This is a genomic window from Polaromonas sp. AET17H-212, assembly GCF_002379085.1.
Taxonomy (GTDB): domain Bacteria; phylum Pseudomonadota; class Gammaproteobacteria; order Burkholderiales; family Burkholderiaceae_C; genus Polaromonas.
On record NZ_NBZW01000005.1, the window covers coordinates 112162 to 132959 of the forward strand.

General features: G+C 64.7%; 18 protein-coding genes and 1 tRNA gene. 3 read left to right on the forward strand and 16 right to left on the reverse strand.

The window, feature by feature from the left end; genetic code table 11:
• Positions 1-39 precede the first annotated feature (39 nt).
• The 13 genes from lpxA to rpsB form a co-directional block, all read right to left on the reverse strand.
• The gene (lpxA, locus tag B7G53_RS06700) at positions 40-834 is read right to left on the reverse strand and encodes an acyl-ACP--UDP-N-acetylglucosamine O-acyltransferase (protein ID WP_096665433.1); all 795 of its coding nucleotides are present in this window, start codon (positions 832-834) and stop codon (positions 40-42) included.
• A 149-nt stretch (positions 835-983) separates the two neighbouring features.
• Complete coding sequence (gene fabZ, locus B7G53_RS06705; RefSeq protein ID WP_096665436.1) at positions 984-1424, reverse strand: 3-hydroxyacyl-ACP dehydratase FabZ; 441 nt, start codon at positions 1422-1424, stop codon at positions 984-986.
• Positions 1421-2506: a UDP-3-O-(3-hydroxymyristoyl)glucosamine N-acyltransferase gene (lpxD, locus tag B7G53_RS06710; RefSeq protein WP_096665438.1), complete on the reverse strand. Its 1086-nt coding sequence runs from the start codon at positions 2504-2506 to the stop codon at positions 1421-1423. The genes fabZ and lpxD overlap by 4 nt, the downstream gene beginning before the upstream one ends.
• Before the next feature lie 25 nt (positions 2507-2531).
• Positions 2532-3038, reverse strand: coding sequence for an OmpH family outer membrane protein (locus B7G53_RS06715; protein WP_096665441.1), 507 nt, complete (start codon positions 3036-3038; stop codon positions 2532-2534).
• Positions 3038-5344, reverse strand: coding sequence for an outer membrane protein assembly factor BamA (gene bamA, locus B7G53_RS06720; protein WP_096665444.1), 2307 nt, complete (start codon positions 5342-5344; stop codon positions 3038-3040). Before bamA ends, B7G53_RS06715 begins: the two co-directional genes overlap by 1 nt.
• Before the next feature lie 13 nt (positions 5345-5357).
• The gene (rseP, locus tag B7G53_RS06725; RefSeq protein ID WP_096665447.1) at positions 5358-6710 is read right to left on the reverse strand and encodes an RIP metalloprotease RseP; all 1353 of its coding nucleotides are present in this window, start codon (positions 6708-6710) and stop codon (positions 5358-5360) included.
• Positions 6711-6723: 13 nt separating this feature from the next.
• Complete coding sequence (gene ispC / locus B7G53_RS06730; RefSeq protein WP_096665449.1) at positions 6724-7911, reverse strand: 1-deoxy-D-xylulose-5-phosphate reductoisomerase; 1188 nt, start codon at positions 7909-7911, stop codon at positions 6724-6726.
• 9 nt (positions 7912-7920) lie between these two features.
• On the reverse strand, positions 7921-8757 hold the full coding sequence (locus B7G53_RS06735; protein ID WP_096665452.1) for a phosphatidate cytidylyltransferase: 837 nt from the start codon (positions 8755-8757) through the stop codon (positions 7921-7923).
• Entirely contained in the window at positions 8757-9500 is a 744-nt protein-coding gene (gene uppS, locus B7G53_RS06740; protein ID WP_096665454.1) for a polyprenyl diphosphate synthase, read from the reverse strand. The genes B7G53_RS06735 and uppS overlap by 1 nt, the downstream gene beginning before the upstream one ends.
• 144 nt (positions 9501-9644) lie before the next feature.
• Positions 9645-10205 carry a ribosome recycling factor gene (frr, locus tag B7G53_RS06745; RefSeq protein ID WP_096665457.1) on the reverse strand — a complete coding sequence of 187 codons (561 nt, stop codon included), beginning with the start codon at positions 10203-10205 and terminating at the stop codon, positions 9645-9647.
• Positions 10206-10264: 59 nt separating this feature from the next.
• Positions 10265-10975 carry a UMP kinase gene (gene pyrH / locus B7G53_RS06750; RefSeq protein WP_096665460.1) on the reverse strand — a complete coding sequence of 237 codons (711 nt, stop codon included), beginning with the start codon at positions 10973-10975 and terminating at the stop codon, positions 10265-10267.
• A 63-nt stretch (positions 10976-11038) separates the two neighbouring features.
• Positions 11039-11953, reverse strand: a complete 915-nt coding sequence (tsf, locus tag B7G53_RS06755) for a translation elongation factor Ts (RefSeq protein WP_096665462.1) — start codon at positions 11951-11953, stop codon at positions 11039-11041.
• A gap of 115 nt (positions 11954-12068) precedes the next feature.
• Positions 12069-12821 (reverse strand): 30S ribosomal protein S2, encoded by a 753-nt coding sequence (gene rpsB / locus B7G53_RS06760; protein ID WP_096665465.1) that lies wholly within the window; start codon positions 12819-12821, stop codon positions 12069-12071.
• A gap of 361 nt (positions 12822-13182) precedes the next feature.
• On the opposite strand from rpsB, the gene B7G53_RS06765 reads away from it, so the two are divergent.
• Positions 13183-14454 (forward strand): D-amino acid dehydrogenase, encoded by a 1272-nt coding sequence (locus B7G53_RS06765; RefSeq protein ID WP_096665467.1) that lies wholly within the window; start codon positions 13183-13185, stop codon positions 14452-14454.
• Between the two features lie 18 nt (positions 14455-14472).
• Positions 14473-16029 (forward strand): NAD(P)H-hydrate dehydratase, encoded by a 1557-nt coding sequence (locus tag B7G53_RS06770; RefSeq protein ID WP_096665470.1) that lies wholly within the window; start codon positions 14473-14475, stop codon positions 16027-16029.
• On the opposite strand, the gene B7G53_RS06775 is transcribed toward B7G53_RS06770, so the two are convergent.
• On the reverse strand, positions 16000-16548 hold the full coding sequence (locus B7G53_RS06775; protein WP_096665473.1) for a YggT family protein: 549 nt from the start codon (positions 16546-16548) through the stop codon (positions 16000-16002). The genes B7G53_RS06770 and B7G53_RS06775 overlap by 30 nt on opposite strands.
• A gap of 51 nt (positions 16549-16599) precedes the next feature.
• The gene (gene rnr / locus B7G53_RS06780; RefSeq protein WP_255249930.1) at positions 16600-18891 is read right to left on the reverse strand and encodes a ribonuclease R; all 2292 of its coding nucleotides are present in this window, start codon (positions 18889-18891) and stop codon (positions 16600-16602) included.
• Between the two features lie 275 nt (positions 18892-19166).
• Here rnr and B7G53_RS06785 point away from each other — a divergent pair.
• Positions 19167-19251: transfer RNA gene (locus B7G53_RS06785), tRNA-Leu, on the forward strand.
• A gap of 111 nt (positions 19252-19362) precedes the next feature.
• Here B7G53_RS06785 and rimO read toward each other — a convergent pair.
• Positions 19363-20772, reverse strand: a complete 1410-nt coding sequence (rimO, locus tag B7G53_RS06790) for a 30S ribosomal protein S12 methylthiotransferase RimO (protein WP_096665479.1) — start codon at positions 20770-20772, stop codon at positions 19363-19365.
• Positions 20773-20798 lie beyond the last annotated feature (26 nt).

The following is a 20798-nucleotide window of genomic DNA, read 5'->3' on the forward strand; positions in this document are numbered from 1 at the left end:
ACGACCGGGCACAGGGCTTGGTACACCGGACATCGTCGCCTACCGGACGATGCCGCGCTGCGGTGAGGTGCCGGTCAGAAAGGCCAACATCGCCTGTACATCAGGCGCCGCTTCGGGATGCCTGACAACCAGCTCGGCGATGCGCGCCTTCGCCTGCTCCAGCGTCAGGTCCTCGCGGTACAGGGCCTTGTGCATGGCCTTGACGGCTGCAATGCGGTCTGGCGTGTAGCCGCGCCGGCGCAGGCCCTCGTAGTTCATCGAACGCGCCTCGGCGGGCTGGCCCTGGCACATCACGAACGGCGGCAGGTCGGCAAACAGCAGCGAACACATGGCCGTCATGCTGTGCGCGCCCAGCCGGACAAACTGGTGCACGACGGTAAAGCCGCCCAGGATCACCCAGTCGCCGACGTGCACATGGCCGGCCAATTGCGAGTTGTTGGCGAATATCGTGTGGCTGCCGACATGGCAGTCGTGCGCCAGGTGCACGTAAGCCATGATCCAGTTGTCGTCGCCGACCCGCGTCACCCCGGTGTCGCCGGGCGAGCCGATGTTGAAAGTGCAGAACTCGCGGACGGTGTTGCGGTCGCCGATGACCAGCTCGCAGGGCTCGCCCGCATACTTCTTGTCCTGCGGAATGGCGCCCAGCGAGTTGAACTGGAAAATGCGGTTGTCGCGCCCTATCGTCGTGTGGCCCTCGATGACGCAATGCGCGCCAATCGTCGTGCCGGCCGCGACCTTGACGTGCGGACCGATCACGGTGTACGGCCCCACGCTGACACTGCTGTCGAGCTGGGCCGCAGGGTCGATCAGTGCGGTGGAATGAATGGCCGTCATGAGAAAGTGAACTGTTTCGGAAATACCAGCAGCCGCGCAAACAAGCGCCCCTTCAAGCCGCGGCCGCGGGACTGGCTCCGCCAGACCGCAGGCGCAGCGGCCCCCTCGGGGGGCAGCGCATTACGCGAAGCGAAAAGCGTGGGGGCCATTCAGGCGATCGTGCGCATGGTGCACATCAGTTCGGCCTCGCAGACCATGTTGTCGTCGACCCGGGTCACCCCCTTGAACTTGAACACGCCGGCCTTGAGCCGCTCCAGCGTGACTTCCATGATCAGCTGGTCGCCGGGCTCCACCGGGCGCTTGAAGCGCGCACCGTCGATGCCGGCAAAGTAATACACGGTCTTGTCATCGGGCGTCACACCCTGCATGTCGAAGGCCAGCAGGGCGGCGGCCTGCGCCATGGCTTCGAGCATCAGCACACCCGGCATCACCGGCCGGTGCGGAAAGTGCCCGGTGAAAAACGGCTCGTTGATCGTGACGTTCTTCAGCGCCTTGATACGCTTGCCTTTTTCGAGTTCCAGCACACGGTCCACCAGCAGGAAGGGAAAGCGGTGCGGGAGCTGCTTGAGAATTTGGTGAATGTCCATCATGATTTTTCTTCGGTCTTTCCAGAGGCTTTGTCAGTCGTTTGCTCGAGCGCCTTGAGGCGTTCACGCAGGGCGTGAAGCTGCTTGAGTGTGGCTGCATTTTTTTCCCACTGCGCATTGTCGTCGATGGGAAACAGCCCGGTGTAATGCCCCGGCTTGTGAATCGAGCGGGTCACCACCGAAGCCGCGGAAATATGCACATGGTCGGCCAGGCTCAGATGCCCCAGCACCACCGCACCGCCCCCCACGGTGCAATGCGCACCGATGGTGGCGCTGCCCGCCACCCCGGCACAACCGGCCATGGCCGTGTGGGCGCCCACGCGCACGTTGTGGCCGATCTGCACCAGGTTGTCCAGCTTGACGCCGTCTTCGATCACGGTGTCCTGCAGCGCGCCCCGGTCGATGCAGGTGTTGGCACCTATCTCGACATCGTTGCCGATGCGCACGGCGCCCAGCTGTTCGATTTTTTCCCAGCGGCCGGCATGCGGCGCGAAGCCGAAACCATCGGCGCCGATCACGGCACCCGGGTGGACAATGCAGCGCTCGCCGAGGGAGCAACCGTCGGCCACCGTCACGCGGGCCGACAGGCGCGTCCCGGCACCGATGTGGACATGGCTGCCGATCACGCCGTGCGCGCCCACCTCGACACCGGCGTCCAGCACCGCATGGGCACCAATGCAGGCAAAGGCGCCCACCGCCACACCGGCTGCCAGGCGGGCCTGGGGGTCGATGAAGGCGCTCGGGTGGATGGCGGGCGCGCCGGTCGCACTGGACGCGCCGGCATGCGCATGCTCGCGCTTCCAGAGCTGGGTGATGCGGGCAAAGTAAAAATACGGGTCATCGACGATGATGCAGGCGCCGCGTTGCATGGCGGCCTCGGCGGCGCCCGGCCCCACCACCACACAGGCGGCGGCGGACTGGGCGAGTTTGCCCTGGTATTTCGGGTGACTGAGAAAGGTCAGCTCGGCCGCGCTGGCCGATTCGAGGGGGGCGAGCCGCTCGACCAGGACATCCGGGTCTCCCACCAGCCGGGCCTGAAATTCGCCCGCCAGCGCTGCAACAATGTCCCCGAGTCTGAGCGTCACACCTGGCGTGTCCCTGGATGCAGGCTTATTTGGCGGCGTTGAGCGCCCTGATCACCTTGTCGGTGATGTCATGCTTAGGGTTGGCGTAAACCGCTTCCTGCAGGATGAGGTCGTACTTCTCGGCCTCGGCAACGGTCTTGACGATCTTGTTGGCGCGCTCTATGAGTTGCTGCAACTCTTCACTTTTGCGCGCGTTGAGGTCTTCCTGGAATTCGCGGCGCTTGCGCTGGAATTCCCGCTCCTGCTCCACAAGCTGCTTCTGGCGGGCCACACGCTGGCTCTCCGACAACGTGGGGGCCTCGCGGTCAAACTTGTCAGCCGCTGATTTGAGCTGGGTCTCGAGGGCCGCGATATCCTTCTCGCGTTTGCTGAATTCCTGCTCGAGCTTGGCCTGGGCCGCCTTGGCGCTGTTGGCTTCACGGAAGATGCGGTCAATGACGACCACGCCGATCTTGAAGTCCTGCGCGCCTGCCGCAAACGTGGCCAGAGCCATCACGGCAGCGAGGAAAAACTTGGTGGAAAGAGATTTCATTAGAAGGATGTACCAATCTGGAATTGCAGTCTCTGGATTTTATCCGTCGGCTTCTTGTTCAAAGGATGGGCAAAGGCCAGGCGCAGCGGCCCGAGCGGCGAGATCCAGCTCACGCCGAAACCCACCGATGAGCGCATCTCGCTCAGTGAATATTTCTCATTCTCGCCAAACACATTGCCCGCGTCCACAAAACCGAACATCCGCAGGGTCCTGTCGTTGCCCGCGCCGGGAAACGGCGCCAGGATTTCGGCGTTCAGCGTGATCTTTTTCGGTCCGCCGATGGAGTTGTTCTGGCTGTCACGCGGGCCCAGGGTGCCTGGCTCATAGCCGCGCACCGAACCCAGGCCGCCGGAATAGAAGTTCTTGAACACCGGGAAAGGCTGTCCGTTCAGGCCCTTGCCCCAGCCGAGCTCGGTGTTCAGCGCAACGGTGAACTGCTTGTTCAGCGGGATGTACTGCTGGAACTGGTAGTTGCTGCGCAGGAAGCGGGCGTCACCGGCAACGCCCCAGTCGCCGTAAACGCGCTGGAAACGCCCCTTGGTCGGGACGATGGCGCTGTCGCGCTCATCGCGCGACCAGCCGATGGTCAAGGGCACGGAATTGCTCTTGGCACCAAAGGTGTTGACATAAGTCTGGTAGACCGCCGGGAGGTTGGTGCCGGAAATGTCGATCTGCTCCAGGCCACCGCCGAAATAAACCGTGTCGACTTCACTGAACGGTACCCCGAAACGTATGCTGGCGCCGGTGGTTTTGAGGGCATAGTCGGTGTTCACCACGCCGATCTGGCTGCTGTAGGGCCGCGCGGTGCGGGTGTACAGATCGATGGTCCGCGAAATGCCGTCGTTCGTGAAATATGGGTCCACGGTGCTCAGCACCATTTGCCGGTTGTACTTGCCGGTGTTGACCTCCAGGCCCAGGTAGTTGCCGGTGCCAAAAGCATTTTCCTGCTTGAAACCGAACACCAGCGACAAGCGGTCGGCGCTGGAAAAGCCGGCGCCGAGCTGCAGGTTGCCGGTGGGTTTTTCCGCCACCGCGAGGTTCAGGTCCACCTGGTCGGGCGTGCCCGGCACTTCCTGCGTGTCGATATTGACCTCGGTGAAAAACCCGAGGCGGTCCACGCGGTCTCGCGACAGGCGGATCTTGTCGCCGTCGTACCAGGACGCCTCGAACTGCCGGAACTCCCGGCGCACCACTTCATCGCGCGTGCGGTTGTTGCCGCTGATGTTGATGCGCCGCACATAAGCGCGGCGCGAGGGCTCGCCCTGCAGCACAAACGCAACGCGGTTGTTGACCCGGTCGATTTCGGGCTGGGCTTCGACCTTGGCAAAGGCAAAACCGAAACTGCCGTAATACTCGACGAAGGCCTTGACGGTCTGGGCCACCTGGTCGGCGTTGTAGGGCTCGCCGGGCTTGATGGTGACCAGCGACTTGAACTCTTCATCGCGCTCGAGGAAATTGCCTTCGAGCTTGACACCGGAAACGGTGAAACGCTCACCTTCGGTGACGTTGATGGTCACCGAAATATCCTGCTTGTTCGGGGAGATGGCGACCTGGGTCGAGTCGACCTTGAACTCCAGGTAGCCGCGCGTCAGGTAGTAGGAACGCAGGGTTTCGATGTCGGCATTGAGCTTGGCCCGCGAATAACGGTCCGCCTTGGTGTACCAGCTGAGCCAGCCACCGGTGTCCAGGTCGAACAGGCCGCGCAAGGTGGACTCGCTGAACACCTTGTTGCCGACAATGCGGATTTCCTTGATCTTGGCAACATCGCCTTCGGTCACGCTGAAGGTCACATTGACCCGGTTGCGCTCGATCGGGGTCACGGTGGTCACCACCTCGGCGCCGTACAGGCTGCGATTGATGTACTGCCGCTTGAGCTCCTGTTCGGCGCGGTCTGCCAGCGCCTTGTCGAAGGGCCGGCCATCGGTGAGCCCGATCTCGCGCAGCGCCTTCTTGAGCACTTCCTTGTCAAACTCCTTGGCCCCGACAAAATCCACGTCGGCCACCGTCGGGCGTTCCTCGACGATCACGACCAGCACATCGCCGTTGACTTCAAGCCGCACGTCCTTGAACAGGCCCAGCCCGAACAGCGCGCGGATCGCACCCGCACCCTTGTCGTCGTTATAGGTCTCACCGACACGGAAAGGCAGCGATGCAAAAATAGTTCCCGGTTCAACGCGTTGCAGGCCTTCGACGCGAATATCGCGCACGGTGAAAGGATCCACGGCCCAGGCTGCATGCGCGATGAGAAAGCTGGCCACCACCGCGGAAATGCTGCGGACCTTGAATCGTTTGATTTGTTTTTGCATGAAAAGTATGGAGTTAACCCAAAAGCCGGGAGACATCGTTAAACAGGGCAACTGACATCATGCCCAGCAGGATTGCAACGCCACCGCGCTGCAACCGGTCCATCCACGCGTCAGACACGCTTTTGCCGGTAATCGCCTCCCAAAGATAATACATCAGGTGCCCCCCGTCCAAAACCGGCAACGGCAGTAAATTGAGCACGCCCAGACTGACGCTGATCAGTGCCAGAAACAGCAGATAGGCCGTCCAGCCGATGCTCGCCGACTTGCCGGCGTAGTCGGCAATCGTCAGCGGCCCGCTGAGGTTTTTCAGGGAGGCCTCGCCGATGACCATCTTGCCCATCATCTTCAGCGTCAGCGCCGAGACCTGCCAGGTACGGACCACGCCCTGCCACAGGCCGTCGAGCGGGCCGTAGCGCACCGTGACCATGGCCGGCGGTGCGCCGACATAGGCGCCGATGCGGGCGATCGACCGGCCGGCCTCCTGCCTGATCTCGGGCGTGACCGGCACCTCCATCGCCTGCCCGGCCCGCTCGATGTGCCAGGTCTGGGTGCCGCTGGAAGCGCGGATGGTTTCACGCAATTGCGGACCATCAACGATGGCCAGGCTGCCAATGCGCAACACCAGGTCACCGCTGCGCAGGCCCGATTTTTCGGCAGCACCGCCGGCCATCAGCTCGCCGATCAGCGGCCGGGTCCAGGGCCCGATGATGCCGATCTTGCGGAACAACTGGGCATCGGCGTCGGCGGCCTGGAGCTGGCCCAGCGGCAACACCAGTTCTCGCGACGCGGCCGCAGACGCATCGGGTCCGCCTAGCGCCAGCCGCACGTCGCGGCCGTTCAGCGCGCCCTGGGTCAACAGCCAGCGCAGCTCCTCAAAGGAACGTATGTCCTGCAGGGACTCGCCGTCCAGGGCCGCCTGCTGCACCCGCTCGCCACCGCGCAAGCCGGCACGCTCGGCGATCGACCCCGCCACCGGGCTGGCCAGCACGGGCTCGGGCTCCTGCAGGCCGCTCCAGTTGACGATGGCATACAGCACGATGGCCAGCAACAGGTTGGCTGCCGGCCCGGCTGCCACCACCGCGGCACGCGAACGCAAGGGTTGGGTGTTGAAGGCCAGGTGGCGTTCTGCCGGATCGACCGGTCCTTCCCGCTCGTCCAGCATCTTGACGTAGCCGCCCAGCGGCAACATGCCGATGGAAAATTCGGTGGGGCTGTTTTTGAGGCGCCAGGTGTAGATCGGCTTGCCAAATCCGACGGAGAACTTCAGGACCTTGATGCCGCAGGCCACGGCAACGCGGTAGTGCCCGTACTCGTGGACAGCAATCAGGATACCCAGGGCAACAACAAAGGCGACCAAGGTCAGCATGGAAAAACTCCTGTCAAGTCGTCAGATTGCCGGCGATGCGGGTGGCCGCGGCGCGCGCCTGCCCATCCAGCGCCAGCAAGTCCCCGATGCCCCGGATTTCAGAGGCGCTCACGGTGTCCAGAGTTCCGCGGTTCACCGCGTGAATCTGGTCGAAGCGTATCCGTTTTTCAAGGAAAGCGGCCACCGCCACTTCGTTGGCGGCGTTCAGCACCGCCGTGGTGCCGACAGGTGCATCGAGCACCTCCCAGGCCAGCGGCAAGCCGGGGAAATGTTCATTGTCGGGAACGGCGAAAGTCATGGTGGCCAGCGCCCGGAAATCGAGCGCCTGCGCACCCGAGGAAATCCGCCCCGGCCAGGCCAGGCCGTAGGCGATCGGCACCCGCATGTCGGGCGTGCCGAGCTGCGCCACCACCGAGGTGTCGCGGTATTGAACCATCGAATGAATGATGCTTTGCGGATGAATCACCACCTCGATCTGCGCCGGCGCCAGACCGAACAGGTAACGTGCCTCGATCACTTCGAGCGCCTTGTTCATCATGGTGGCCGAGTCCACCGAAATCTTGCGGCCCATCACCCAGTTCGGGTGGGCGCAGGCCTCGTCGGGCGTGACATCGCGCAGCGTGGCCGGCGCGCGGGTGCGAAACGGCCCGCCGGAGGCCGTCAGGATGATCTTGTCGATGCGCTCCATCCAGGCCGCCGGGTCTTCCGGCAGGGACTGGAAGATCGCCGAGTGTTCGCTGTCGATGGGCAACAACTGCGCCCCGCCCTCGCGCACGGCCTGCATGAACACCTCACCGCCGACCACCAGCGCCTCCTTGTTGGCCAGCAGCAGCCGCTTGCCGGCGCGCGCGGCCGCCATGCAGGCCGCCAGCCCGGCCGCGCCCACGATGGCCGCCATCACGGTATCCACCCGTTCATCCGACGCTATCATTTCAAGAGCATCCGGCGCAAGCAGGACCTCGGTAGAAAGCCCATGTTGCTTCAGGCTTTGGGCCAGGATGCGGGCGTGCGGGGCGCTGGCCATGACAGCGTACGCCGGTTTGAAGCGCAGGCACTGCGCCAGCATCAACTCGGTCTGCGTGGCCGCACTGAGCGCAAACACCTCAAAGCGGTCGGGGTGGCCGGCAATCACGTCCAGCGTGTTGACCCCCACCGAGCCGGTCGAGCCCAGCACCGTGATGCTTTGTTTTTTCAATGACATGGGCGCGGGCTAGACGGTGATCAGCATCATGGCCAGCGGCAGCACCGGCAACAGCGCATCGACCCGGTCCAGCACACCGCCGTGGCCCGGCAGCAGGCCACTGGAGTCCTTGGCGCCGGCGCTGCGCTTGACCAGGGACTCGACCAGATCGCCCACCACACTGAGCGCCGCCAGGAACACCATGGCCAGCAGCGTCACGGCGAGGCCGTGCTGCGCCGCCAGGCGCGCATACAAACTCTCACCGGTGGCGTCGAGCAGCAGCCACGCAATACACAGCACCAGCACCCCCGCCATGCCGCCCCAGACCCCCTCCCAGCTTTTGCCGGGGCTGATCGAAGGGGCCAGCTTGCCCTTGCTGAAGCGCCCGCCCAGCGCCTTGCCGGCGAAATAGGCGCCGATGTCGGCGACCCAGACCAGCAAGAGCACCGACAGCAGGAACTCGATGCCGATGAAACGGGCCTGCGCCACGGCCAGCCAGGCCATCCAGAGCGCCAGCACACCGACCACCAGACGTACGGCGCGCGGAATGCGCGACCAGCCGGCCACGCCACTGCGCAGCAGCCAGGCGCCCGCCAGCACCCAGCCAGCGCCGACCAGCCGCCACAGCAAAGGCAGCGGTTCGTCGAGCAGTCCCAGGTCCCAGGACATGCCGCACAACACCACGGAGGCAAAACCAGCCCCCAGCGCGCTGAGCTGGCCATAACCGTTCAGGCGGGCCCACTCCCAGGCGCCGGCGGCGATCAGCACCAGGGCGACCATGGCAAACGGCACCGGGGTCCGGTAAAAAAGCGCTGGCAGCAGGATGGCCAGCATCACCAGCGCCGTGATCACGCGTTGCTTGAGCATCAGGCAGCCTTCATGTCGGGGTTGGGGGCTGACGAGACGACTTGCGCGGAGGTCTGGCCAAACCGCCGCTCGCGGCTGCGGTAGACCGCGATGGCTTCATCGAGCGCCGCCTCGTCGAAGTCGGGCCAGAGCTTGTCGGAAAAATGCAGTTCGGAATACGCCGCCTGCCAGAGCAGGAAATTGCTGATGCGCAGCTCGCCGCCGGTGCGGATCACGAGGTCCGGGTCGGGCACATGGGCCAGCGCCAGCGCACGGTCCAGCGCCATTTCGGTGATTTCCTGGCCCGCGGCAGCCAGCTTGCGTGCCGCCTGCGCGATGTCCCAGCGACCACCGTAGTTGAAACACACATTGAGGATCAGGCGCTGGTTGTCCGCGGTGGCCTGCTCGGCCTGCGCCAGCCCGGCCTTGAACTTGTCGGACAGGCGCTGCCGGTCCCCGACAAAATGCAGTTGCACGCCATTGGCCTTGAGCGCGGGCACTTCCCGGGCCAGCGACAACGCCAGCAGCTCCATGAGCCCGGAGACTTCGTCCGGCGGCCGATTCCAGTTCTCCGAAGAAAAGGCAAACACGGTCAGCACGCCGATGCCGCGGGCCATGCAGGCCTGCACGCAGCGGTTCAGCGCACCGACCCCCTGCTTGTGGCCGGCGATACGCGGCAGGAAACGCCGCGTGGCCCAGCGGCCGTTGCCGTCCATCACGATGGCGACATGGTGGGGAACGGCGGTGGAACTTGGAGTGGCCATGTCAGCGATCAGTCACTGCCCTGAGCGAGCGTGGGGACCTGTCTTTTCAAGCAGGGGCCGCGGAACCGGCTTCGCCGGGCCGCAGGCGCAGCGGCCCCCTCGGGGGGCAGAGAGCTACGCGAAGCGAGCGAACGTGGGGGCAATCTAAACCGCCATGATGTCTTGTTCCTTGCCTGCGACCAGCTTGTCGACCTCGGCAATGAAACGGTCGGTGAACTTCTGCACTTCGTCGTGGGCGCGGCGCTCGTCATCTTCCGACGCCAGCTTTTCCTTGACGAGTTTCTTGACGCCGTCATTCGCATCACGGCGCAGATTGCGGATGGCGACCTTGGCGTGTTCACCTTCGGCACGAACCACCTTGGTCAGCTCCTTGCGCCGCTCTTCGGTCATGGCCGGCATGGGCACGCGAATCAGGTCACCCTGGGACGCCGGGTTGAGTCCGAGGTCGGAGTCGCGGATGGCTTTTTCAATCTTGGCGCCCATGCCTTTTTCCCAGGGCGAAACGCTGATGGTGCGCGCATCGAGCAGCGCCACATTGGCCACCTGGCTGATCGGCACCATGGCGCCGTAGTAGTCCACATGCACGGTGTCCAGCAGTCCGGGGTTGGCACGGCCGGTGCGGATCTTGGTCAAGGCATGTTTGAAGGCCTCCACCGACTGCTGCATTTTCTGCTCGGCCTGGCTCTTGATATCGGGAATGCTCATGGTTGAAATCTCCGGAGGATTCTTGTTCTGCAAAGGGGTGGCATGCGCATCGGCAGGCGTCAGACGTGGACCAGCGTACCTTCGTCCTGGCCCTGCACCACGCGCTTGAGCGCGCCGTGCTTGAAGATGCTGAAAATCTTGATCGGCAGTTTCTGGTCGCGGCACAGCGCAAAGGCGGTGGCATCCATGACTTCGAGGTTTTTGCCCATGGCCTCGTCGAAGGTGATGTTGGTGTAACGCGTGGCCGTCGGGTCTTTCTTCGGGTCCGCGCTGTACACGCCGTCCACCTTGGTGGCCTTGAGCACAATCTCGGCGCCGATTTCCGCGCCGCGCAGGGCGGCCGCGGTGTCGGTCGTGAAGAAAGGGTTGCCGGTGCCCGCCGCGAAGATGACGACCTTGCCCTCTTCGAGGTACTGCAGCGCCTTGGGGCGCACATACGGCTCCACGATGCGTTCGATGCCGATCGCCGACATGACTCGCGGCGTGAGGCCGGCCTTGTCCATGGTGTCGCCCAGTGCCAGGGCATTCATCACGGTGGCCAGCATGCCCATGTAGTCGGCGGTCGCGCGGTCCATGCCGACCGAGCCGCCGGCCACGCCGCGGAAAATATTGCCGCCGCCGATCACGACAGCCACTTCCACGCCCATGCGGGTGATGTCCGCAATTTCCTCGACCATGCGCACAATCGTCGCGCGGTTGATGCCGAAGGCATCGTCTCCCATCAAGGCTTCGCCTGAAAGTTTCAACAAGATTCGCTTGTAGGCTGGCATGGGGGGAGTTCCTGTCGTTTTTATGGGCGTAAGTTTAGCGGCCTTTCGGATCAGCGGACGCAATCAGGCCGCTTTGGCGGCGGCCACCTGGGCGGCCACTTCAGCCGCAAAATCGTCGACCTTCTTCTCGATGCCTTCGCCGACCACATACAGCGTGAACGCCTTCACGGTCGTGCCTTTTTCCTTGAGCATCTGCTCAACGGTCTGCTTGTCGTTTTTCACGAAAGGCTGGTTGAACAGGGACACCTCCTTGAGGTATTTCTGCACGCCGCCCTCAATACGTTTGGCAACAATCTCGGCGGATTGCACAGGCTTGCCGGCGGCGGTGGCCACAGCGGCATCCTCGGCAGCCTTGGCCGCAGCGACCGAACGTTCGCGGGCCACCAGCTCGGCGGGCACCTGGTCGCTCGACAGCGACACCGGCTTCATCGCCGCAACGTGCATGGCAACGTCCTTGGCCGGCACTTCGTCGCCTTCGTACTCGACGACCACGCCGATACGCGTGCCGTGCAGGTAGGAGGCCAGCTTGCCACCTTCAAAACGTTTGAAGCGGCGCACGCTCATGTTTTCGCCGATCTTGCCGATCAGGCCCTTGCGCACGTCTTCCACCGTCGGGCCGAAACCGTCCAAAGTCAGGGGCATGGCGCCGATCGCGGCCACGTCGGCCGGGTTGTTCTTGACGATGCCCTTGACCACCGCGTCGGTGAAAGCCAGGAAGCTGTCGTTCTTGGTGACGAAGTCGGTTTCGCAGTTGATCTCGACCAGCGCGCCCACAGCACCTTCGCTGTGGAAGGCGATCACGCCTTCGGCGGTGATGCGGGAAGCAGCCTTGCCGGCCTTGTTGCCCAGCTTGACGCGCAGGATTTCTTCAGCTTTTTCGAAGTTGCCTTCGGCCTCGGTCAAGGCCTTCTTGCACTCCATCATCGGTGCGTCGGTTTTTGCGCGCAACTCTGCGACCATGCTTGCTGTGATTGCCATTTTCAGTTCTCCGTGTGTCGTGTTGACTTCAAATAAAGGGGGGTGCCTTTGGACAAGGCTGTGAAAAAGGGGCTACGCGAGCCCCTTTTTCGCGTCAGGCGCAGGGCCGCGACGATCAGGCTGCGGCGTTTTCCACTTCGACGAATTCGTCGCTGCTTTCGGCGGAAGCCATCTTGACGACTTCATTGCCGGCGGCGGCGCGGCCTTCGATGATCGCGTCGGCGATGCCGCGGGCATACAGCGCCACGGCCTTGGACGAGTCGTCGTTACCCGGGATAACGTAGTCAATGCCGATGGGGGAATGGTTGGAGTCAACCACGCCGATCAGCGGAATGCCCAGCTTCTTGGCTTCGAGCACGGCGATCTTGTGGAAACCCACGTCGATCACGAAGATGGCGTCAGGCAAGGCATTCATGTCCTGGATGCCGCCGATGTCTTTTTCCAGCTTTTCCATTTCACGCTTGAACGTGAGCTGCTCTTTCTTGCTCAGGGTGTCGAGACCGACTTCCTGCTGGGCCTTCATTTCCTTGAGGCGCTTGATCGAGGTCTTGACCGTCTTGAAGTTGGTCAGCATGCCGCCCAGCCAGCGCTGGTCGACAAAAGGCACGCCGGCGCGTTTGGCTTCGGCGGAAACGAGTTCGCGGGCCTGGCGCTTGGTGCCGACCATCAGGATGGTGCCGCGGTTGGCGGACAGCTGCTTGGCGAACTTCATCGCGTCCTCGAACATCGGCAGCGATTTTTCGAGGTTGATGATGTGGATACGGTTGCGGTGGCCGAAGATGTACGGGGCCATCTTGGGGTTCCAGAAGCGGGTTTGGTGACCGAAATGGACGCCGGCTTCCAGCATTTCACGCATGCTTGTTGACATAGAGATACTCCAAAGGTTGTGTCTAAAATCAGCGCTTATCACCTGAAAGCATGGTTAAAAGCTCCCGGGCAACACCTTGAATGGCTGATTTGCGATTTGCTGCACGACGGCGGAATTGCCTTTCGTACAGCCTGCTGAGTATAACATCCCTGCCTGTGCCAACGTCCCCGCCCGAGCCCTGCCGTGCCCCATCCCTTGTAGCCGGCCGCGCGCCGGCCAGGGTTTCCGGTCCCGTCGGCACTTCAAAAACAATAGCAGCACGCGCTTTTCCCGCGCGGGCTTGCATCCAATTGAGCCCCAGAAACATGAACCCAGCGACTTTCTGCCCCCGCCCCTGTATCCACCCTGCAGGGACGGCCCCATGAGGGTCGCCGTCATTGGCGCCGGCATCATCGGCATCACCACCGCCTGGGAGCTCGCTCAGGACGGTCACGAGGTCACTGTTTTCGAGCGCCGGGGCGCGGCCGCCGAAGAGAGCAGTTTTGCCAACGCCGGCGTGGTGGCCCCCGGCTACGTGACACCCTGGGCGGCGCCCGGCATGCCGGGCAAGGTGCTGGGCCAGCTGCTGGGCCGCCACGCCTCGGTCAGGCTCAGCCTGCCGCTGTCCGGCCGTGAGCTGGCCTGGATGTGGCAATGGTGGCGCGCCTGCCGGCTGGAAACCTACCTGGCCAACCGTGCCCGCCTGCAGCGCCTGGCTTTTTACAGCCGGGCGCGCCTGCACCAGATCAGCGCCGAGCACCAGCTCGAATACGACCGCAGTCCCGGCTACATGGTGCTGCTGCGCGCCGAACGGGACGGCCAGATGGTCGAACCCGGCCTGCAGTTGCTGCGGGATGCCGGGGTCAGCTTCCGGCAGATCGGCTCCGACGAAGCGCGCCGGATCGAGCCGGCGCTGAACCCGGACACGCCCTTGCTGGGCGCCATTCACCTGCCCGACGACGAAGTGGCCAACTGTCGCCAGTTCGCCCTGCTGCTCAAGGCCGAAGCCCAGCGCCTGGGTGTGACTTTTGAGTTCAATACGACTGTAGCCCAGATGGACCGTGCGCAACCAGCTACTTTTTTGATAGCAGGCGAAACGCTGCCGCGAAACTTTGACGCGGTGGTGCTGTGCGCCGGCCTGGCCTCGGCCTCGCTGCTGCGGCCGCTGGGCATCCGGATTCCGTTGGCAGCGGTGTATGGCTACTCCCTGAGCGCGCCGCTCCGTGAGCCCCTGAACGCACCGCGCAGCGCCCTGATGGACGAACGGTACAAGGTCGCGATCTCCCGCCTGGGCAACCGCGTGCGCGTGGCCGGCAGCGCCGAAATCGGCGGCCGGCCGGACAAAAAGAGCGCCGCGGCCATCCAGACGCTGTACAAGGTGCTGCAGGACTGGTTCCCGGGCGCCGCTCACACCTCCAACACCACCACCCATGTGCAGGAATGGAAAGGCGTGCGGCCCATGCTGCCGGACGGTCCGCCCATCCTCGGGGCCAGCGGCCTGCCCGGCCTGTGGCTCAACCTGGGCCACGGTTCCAGCGGCTGGGCGCTGAGCTGCGGCAGCGCGCGGGCCGTCGCCGACCTGGTCGCCGGCCAGGCGCCGGAGATTGACCTGGACGGGCTGGACCTGAGCCGGCTCAAATCCCCGACCGCCTGAAGGTTGCACAATCGGCCCATGCAAGCCGTCTCCCCTGTCCTCAGCCTGCCGCTCCATGGGGTGGCCGCCACGCGCCTGCTGGAGCAGCAGGCGGCGGCCCAGCTGGCACCCCACACCCTGATGCAGCGCGCAGGGCTGGCCACTGCGCGCCTGGCCCTGGCGCTGGCGCCGCACGCGCGGTGCACCTGGATCGCCTGCGGGCCGGGCAACAACGGCGGCGACGGCCTGGAAGCGGCCATGCACCTGCACCAGTGGGGCAAAACCGTGATGGTGAGCTGGCTGGGCGCGCAAAACGAAGCCAAGGTCCCCGCCGATGCGCTGGCCTCGCTGGTACGCGCCCGTGCGGCCGGTGTGCCCTTTGCCAGCCTTGCCAGCGCACCACCGGCCGGCTTTGACTTCGCGATCGACGCCCTGCTGGGCATAGGCGGCGCACCCCGCCCTGCGGCAGCCCCGGGCCGGACCGATCTGCTCGGCCAGTGGCTGGCGCTGCTGCGGGCCAGCGCCCAGCCGGTCCTGGCGATCGATATCCCGAGCGGACTGGACGCCAATACCGGCACCTTGCTTGCTCCTGAATCGATAGCTAACCGCGCTTTACGGTCAAGGGCTGGTGCCCGATTTACCTTGAGCCTTTTGACGCTGAAGCCGGGCTTGTTCACGGCCACCGGCCGCGACCTGGCCGGGCAGGTCTGGTGGGACGACCTCGGCGTCCCCCCTGCATCGGCGCTGGCGCCCGACGCCTGGCTGCTGGGCCAGGACCGTGCCGGGTCGCACTACCGGTCACAGGCGGCACATGCCAGCCACAAAGGCAGCTTTGGCGATGTCGCCATCCTCGGCGGGCAGTCCAGCCCGGAAGCCGCCACCCACATGAGCGGCGCCGCCCTGCTGGCCGGGCGTGCCGCCCTGCATGCGGGCGCCGGCCGGGTGTTTGTGGCCCTGCTGGGTGGCGCGGCCCTCACGGTGGACCCGCAGCAGCCCGAGCTGATGTTCCGCAGCCCCGCGGCGCTGGACCTCAAGGCCCAGGTGCTGGTCTGCGGCTGTGGCGGCGGCGACGCCGTGGCCGGCGTGCTGCCGCGTGTGTTGTCGGGCGCGCAGGCGGCCGTGCTGGACGCCGATGCGCTCAATGCCATCGCCGCCGACACCCAGCTGCAGACCCTGCTGCGGGCGCGCCAGGGCCGCGGCTACCGCACGGTGCTGACGCCGCATCCGCTGGAGGCCGCGCGCCTGCTCGGCAGCAGCGCAGCCGCGGTGCAGGCCGACCGCCTGCAGGCGGCGCGGCAGCTGGCTGAACAATTCGGTTGTGTGGTGGTGCTCAAGGGCTCGGGTACGGTGATTGCTGCGCCGGACCAGGTCAGCGCCATCAACCCCACCGGCAATGCGCGCCTGGCCACGGCCGGCACCGGCGATGTGCTGGCGGGCATGGTGGGTGCCCGGCTGGCCGGCGGACAGACGGCCTTTGACGCCGCCTGCAGCGCCGTTTTCCAGCATGGCCAGCTGGCCGATGACTGGCCGGCGTTCCACCCGGGGCAGGCGCTGACCGCTTCCCTGCTAGCCCAGAACCATCAGGCCGATCTGTAGCAGCAGGAGCAGCACCAGCGCCGACAGGTCCAGCCCGCCGATTGACGGGATGATGCGCCGCAGCGGCGCCAGCAGCGGTTCGGCCAGCCGGCCCAGCAGGCCGTACATGGGCGAGCCCGGCTGCAGCCAGGAAATGATGGCGTAAACCAGCACCACCATGAAGGCCAGTTGCAGCGCGACACGCAGCAGCATCTTCAGGCCCATCAACAGCAAAGCAGGCAGCATGGCCGCAGTCAGGTTCAGCAAGGCGCCGAACAGGGCTGCCCAGACCAGCGCATACACCAGCGCCAGCAGGAAGGCGGCCAGCAGACTGGCCCAGTCCACCCGCGACTGCGCCAGCGCCTTGGGCAACACGCGCCGCAAGGGCTTGACCAGCCAGTCCGTCACGGCCATCACAAAGGTGCCGGGCTGCGCGCTCATGTTGATGCGCAGGCGGTTCATCCAGGCACGCATCAGCGCCGCGCCTATCAGCACGAAGAACAGGCTGTCCACCAAAAAGGACAGGATGCGGATCAGCATGGTGGTTGGTTCCCGGTGGTGACGTGCAATGGATCAGGAGGGCTCATGTCATTACCGCCGGGGCTTCTTGCTCTGCTTGCGCCCGGCGCTGGAGGCCGACTTCTTGACCGCGGCCTTCAGCGCCTGGATCGGCGACTTGGCCGTCCGGCTGCCCGCTGCCGCACTGCCCTCGCGCGCACCGGTACGCGGCTCGGCCCCCTTGCCCGCGCGCTTGCCACCGCGCTGCTCGCTGGCCTTGCGCGGCAAGGCGCGCTCTTGCTCGGGCAGGTCGGCGCTGCGGCCGCCGGCCTTGTCCTTCATGGCGCGGGCAATCAGCTCTTCGCCCTCGCGCACCAGGCGGAAGTCGATCTTGCGGCCGTCGAGATCGACCCGGCTGACCTGGACCCGCACCCGGGTGCCGATGGCGTAGCGGATGCCGGTGCGTTCGCCGCGCAGCTCCTGGCGCGCCTCGTCAAAGCGGAAATACTCGCCGCCCAGTTCGGTGATGTGCACCAGGCCCTCGACATACATCGCATCGAGCGTGACAAAAATGCCAAAGCTGGTCGCCGCCGTGACGACACCGCCGAACTCCTCGCCCAGATGCTCGCGCATGTATTTGCACTTGAGCCAGGCTTCCACGTCGCGGCTGGCTTCGTCGGCACGGCGTTCGTTGGCGCTGCAATGCAGGCCGGCGGCCTGCCAGGCGAGTTGGTCGGCCGTGGGCTTTTTCGGTTTCTGGTCCGGCTCGGTGACGCGCGAGGCCAGCCGTTTCGACAGCTTGGCCTCGGCCTCGCCAGGGGTGGGCAACACCGGCAGCTGGTACCTGGACTTGGTCAGCACCGCCTTGATGACGCGGTGCACCAGCAGGTCCGGGTAGCGGCGGATCGGGCTGGTGAAGTGCGTGTAGGCCTCGTAGGCCAGGCCGAAGTGGCCGGCGTTCATGGGGGTGTAGATCGCCTGCTGCATGGAGCGCAGCAGCATGGAATGGATCTGCATCGCATCGGGCCGGTCCTTGGTGGCCATGGCGATCTGCTGGAACTCGCCCGGCGCGGGGTTCTCCGTGATCGTCATGCCAATGCCCAGGGCCTTCAGGTAGGTGCGCAGGATGTCCTTCTTCTCGGGCGTCGGGCCTTCATGCACGCGGAACAACCCTTCGTGTTTGCTTCCGGAAATGAAGTCTGCCGAACAGACGTTGGCCGCCAGCATGGCCTCTTCAATGATGCGGTGGGCAACGTTGCGGGTGCGCGGCACAATTTTCTCGATGCGCCCGGCCTCGTCGCAGACGATCTGGGTCTCGGTGGTTTCAAAGTCCACCGCGCCGCGCACGCCACGCTCCTTGAGCAGCGCCTGGTAGACGTCATGCAGGTCCAGCAGGTGCGGCACCAGCGCCTTGCGATGCGCCGCTTCCGGGCCGCGCGTGTTGGCCAGGATGGCGGCAACTTCGGTGTAGGTGAAACGCGCGTGGCTGAACATCACGGCCGGGTAAAACTGGTAGGCATGGACTTCGCCCTTGGCGTTGACCAGCATGTCGCAGACCATGCACAGGCGCTCGACGTTCGGGTTCAGCGAACACAGGCCGTTGGAGAGCTTCTCGGGCAGCATGGGGATCACGCGGCGCGGGAAATAAACGCTGGTCGCACGGTCGTAGGCGTCGATGTCGATCGCACTGCCGGTTTCCACATAGTGGCTCACGTCGGCAATCGCCACCAGCAGGCGCCAGCCCTTGCCGCGGCCGACCTTGGCCGGTTCGCAATACACCGCATCGTCGAAGTCACGCGCGTCTTCACCGTCGATGGTCACCAGCGGGATGTCGGTCAGGTCCACGCGGCCTTTTTTGTCGGCGGGGCGCACGGCGTCCGGCAGGGTGCGGGCCAGCGCCAGCGCGGCGTCGCTGAACTCGTGCGGCACACCGTATTTGCGCACCGCAATTTCAATTTCCATGCCGGGGTCGTCGATTTCACCGAGCACTTCCTTGACGCGGCCGACCGGCTGGCCAAACAGCGCCGGCGGCTCGGTCAGCTGGACCACCACGATCTGTCCGGGCTTGGCTGTGCCGATCGCGCCCTTGGGGATCAGCACATCCTGGCCGTAACGCTTGTCCTCGGGCGCCACCAACCAGACACCGCTTTCCTGCAGCAGGCGGCCAATGATGGGATTGGGCGAACGTTCAATGATTTCCGTGACGCGGCCTTCGGGCCGGTTCTTGCGGTCGTGCCGCACGATGCGCGCCTTGACGCGGTCCTTGTGCAGCACCGCGCGCATTTCGTTGGGCGGCAGGTAGATGTCGGCTTCGCCGTCATCACGCAGCACGAAGCCGTGGCCATCGCGGTGGCCTGAAACAGTGCCTTCAAATTCGGCGAGCAGTCCGGCGCCTGGGCCGTTGCTGTGATTAGTTGTTTTGATAACTGGTCTCTCTTCTTGAGATGATTAATGGGGGAAAGAATTCCGGCACCGGCTTGCTGCCGGCGGGAAATCCGTCTTGTCTGTATTTTTCTGCATGTCAAAAGCCGGCGGTTTGCCGGACCGTGGCGTGAAACTGCGAGGCTGGCATGTGATGCTCCTCATGGCCCGCACCTAGATGGAATTTTTTTGGAATCCGGACCGAAAAACCGATTCTGTAATGGTACACTGCTGGCTGTGCCCGGGTGGCGGAATTGGTAGACGCGCACGGTTCAGGTCCGTGTATCGCAAGATGTGGAGATTCGAGTTCTCTCCCGGGCACCAGATACATCAAATCCAGCGAAAGCTGGTCCAAAAAAGGCCACTGCCAACACAGTGGCCTTTTTGCTTTCCAGGCGCTTTTTCAGCACTTGGTCCAGCCCCATCCAGACGTCCTCAGACCGGCACCGCCACCAGATCGTGGCCTTGTGTGCCGACAATCCGGGCCTTGGTGAATTCCCCGACCTTCAGCGTCTTGCTGATTTTCTCGGGCGGCAACAATTTCACGACACCATCGATCTCGGGCGCGTCGGCATAACTGCGGCCCACGCCACCCTTTTTACCCATGCCGGGCGCGGAGTCCACCAGCACCTGCATGGTCGCTCCCACACGCTGCTGCAGCTTCGCGGCCGAGACCGCTTCGGCCACGGCCATGAAACGTGCACGGCGCTCTTCGCGAAGTTCCAGGGGCAGCATGCCCGGAATGTCGTTGGCGGTGGCGCCCGCCACTGCGCTGTAGGCAAAGCAGCCCGCGCGGTCAATCTGCGCTTCGCGCATGAAGTCCAGCAGGTGCTCGAACTCGCCTTCGGTTTCGCCGGGAAAACCGGCAATGAAGGTGCTGCGGATCACGATCTCGGGACAGATCTCGCGCCAGCGCGCAATCCGCTCCAGATTTTTCTCGCCACTGGCCGGTCGTTTCATGCGCTTGAGCACATCGGGGTGGCTGTGCTGCAGGGGCACGTCCAGGTAAGGCAGCACCTTGCCGGTGGCCATCAGCGGCAGGATCTCATCCACACTTGGGTACGGGTAGACGTAATGCAAGCGCACCCAGGCGCCGTAGGGCTCGGCAATCTCGCCCAGCGCCTGCACCAGTTCCAGCATGCGGGTCTTGACCGGCTTGCCATCCCAGAAGCCGGTGCGGTACTTCACGTCCACACCGTAGGCCGAGGTATCCTGGCTGATGACCAGCAGTTCCCGGACACCGCCTTCAAACAGCGCGCGCGCCTCGTTGAGCACGTCGCCTATCGGCCGCGACACCAGGTCGCCGCGCATCGACGGGATGATGCAGAAGGTGCAGCGGTGGTTGCAGCCTTCGCTGATCTTCAGGTAGGCATAGTGCCGCGGCGTGAGCTTGATGCCGGCGATGCCGAAGGCGTTGGGCACCAGGTCCACAAACGGGTCGTGCGGCTTGGGCAGGTTCAGGTGAACCGCGTCCATCACTTCCTGCGTCGCGTGCGGGCCAGTCACGGCCAGCACACTCGGATGCATCTGGCGCACCAGGTTGCCGCCGCCCTCGCCCGCCTTGGCGCCCAGGCAGCCGGTCACGATGACCCTGCCGTTTTCGGCCAGCGCCTCGCCAATGGTGTCCAGGCTTTCCCGGACGGCGTCGTCGATGAAGCCGCAGGTGTTGACGATCACCAGGTCGGCGCCTTCAAAGGTTTTGGAGGTCTGGTAACCCTCGGCGCTGAGTTGCGTCAGGATCAGCTCGGAGTCGGTCAGGGCCTTGGGGCAGCCGAGGCTGACAAAACCGACGCGGGGCGCCGTGTTCAAGGTAGGGGATGGTGGGGTAACAAGGGCTTGGCTCATGCCCTCTATTGTCTCAGAGCCGGCCC

Bases quoted from the DNA above. Each gene is read 5' to 3' on its own strand.
- B7G53_RS06765 (WP_096665467.1), top strand. From the start codon at position 13,183: ATGAGGGTCGCCGTCATTGGCGCCGGCATCATCGGCATCACCACCGCC.
- ispC (WP_096665449.1), bottom strand. From the start codon at position 7,911: ATGTCATTGAAAAAACAAAGCATCACGGTGCTGGGCTCGACCGGCTCG.
- lpxA (WP_096665433.1), bottom strand. From the start codon at position 834: ATGACGGCCATTCATTCCACCGCACTGATCGACCCTGCGGCCCAGCTC.
- rseP (WP_096665447.1), bottom strand. From the start codon at position 6,710: ATGCTGACCTTGGTCGCCTTTGTTGTTGCCCTGGGTATCCTGATTGCT.
- pyrH (WP_096665460.1), bottom strand. From the start codon at position 10,975: ATGCCAGCCTACAAGCGAATCTTGTTGAAACTTTCAGGCGAAGCCTTG.
- bamA (WP_096665444.1), bottom strand. From the start codon at position 5,344: ATGCAAAAACAAATCAAACGATTCAAGGTCCGCAGCATTTCCGCGGTG.
- fabZ (WP_096665436.1), bottom strand. From the start codon at position 1,424: ATGATGGACATTCACCAAATTCTCAAGCAGCTCCCGCACCGCTTTCCC.
- rpsB (WP_096665465.1), bottom strand. From the start codon at position 12,821: ATGTCAACAAGCATGCGTGAAATGCTGGAAGCCGGCGTCCATTTCGGT.
- uppS (WP_096665454.1), bottom strand. From the start codon at position 9,500: ATGGCCACTCCAAGTTCCACCGCCGTTCCCCACCATGTCGCCATCGTG.
- B7G53_RS06735 (WP_096665452.1), bottom strand. From the start codon at position 8,757: ATGCTCAAGCAACGCGTGATCACGGCGCTGGTGATGCTGGCCATCCTG.
- B7G53_RS06715 (WP_096665441.1), bottom strand. From the start codon at position 3,038: ATGAAATCTCTTTCCACCAAGTTTTTCCTCGCTGCCGTGATGGCTCTG.
- B7G53_RS06775 (WP_096665473.1), bottom strand. From the start codon at position 16,548: ATGCTGATCCGCATCCTGTCCTTTTTGGTGGACAGCCTGTTCTTCGTG.
- B7G53_RS06770 (WP_096665470.1), top strand. From the start codon at position 14,473: ATGCAAGCCGTCTCCCCTGTCCTCAGCCTGCCGCTCCATGGGGTGGCC.
- tsf (WP_096665462.1), bottom strand. From the start codon at position 11,953: ATGGCAATCACAGCAAGCATGGTCGCAGAGTTGCGCGCAAAAACCGAC.
- frr (WP_096665457.1), bottom strand. From the start codon at position 10,205: ATGAGCATTCCCGATATCAAGAGCCAGGCCGAGCAGAAAATGCAGCAG.
- rimO (WP_096665479.1), bottom strand. From the start codon at position 20,772: ATGAGCCAAGCCCTTGTTACCCCACCATCCCCTACCTTGAACACGGCG.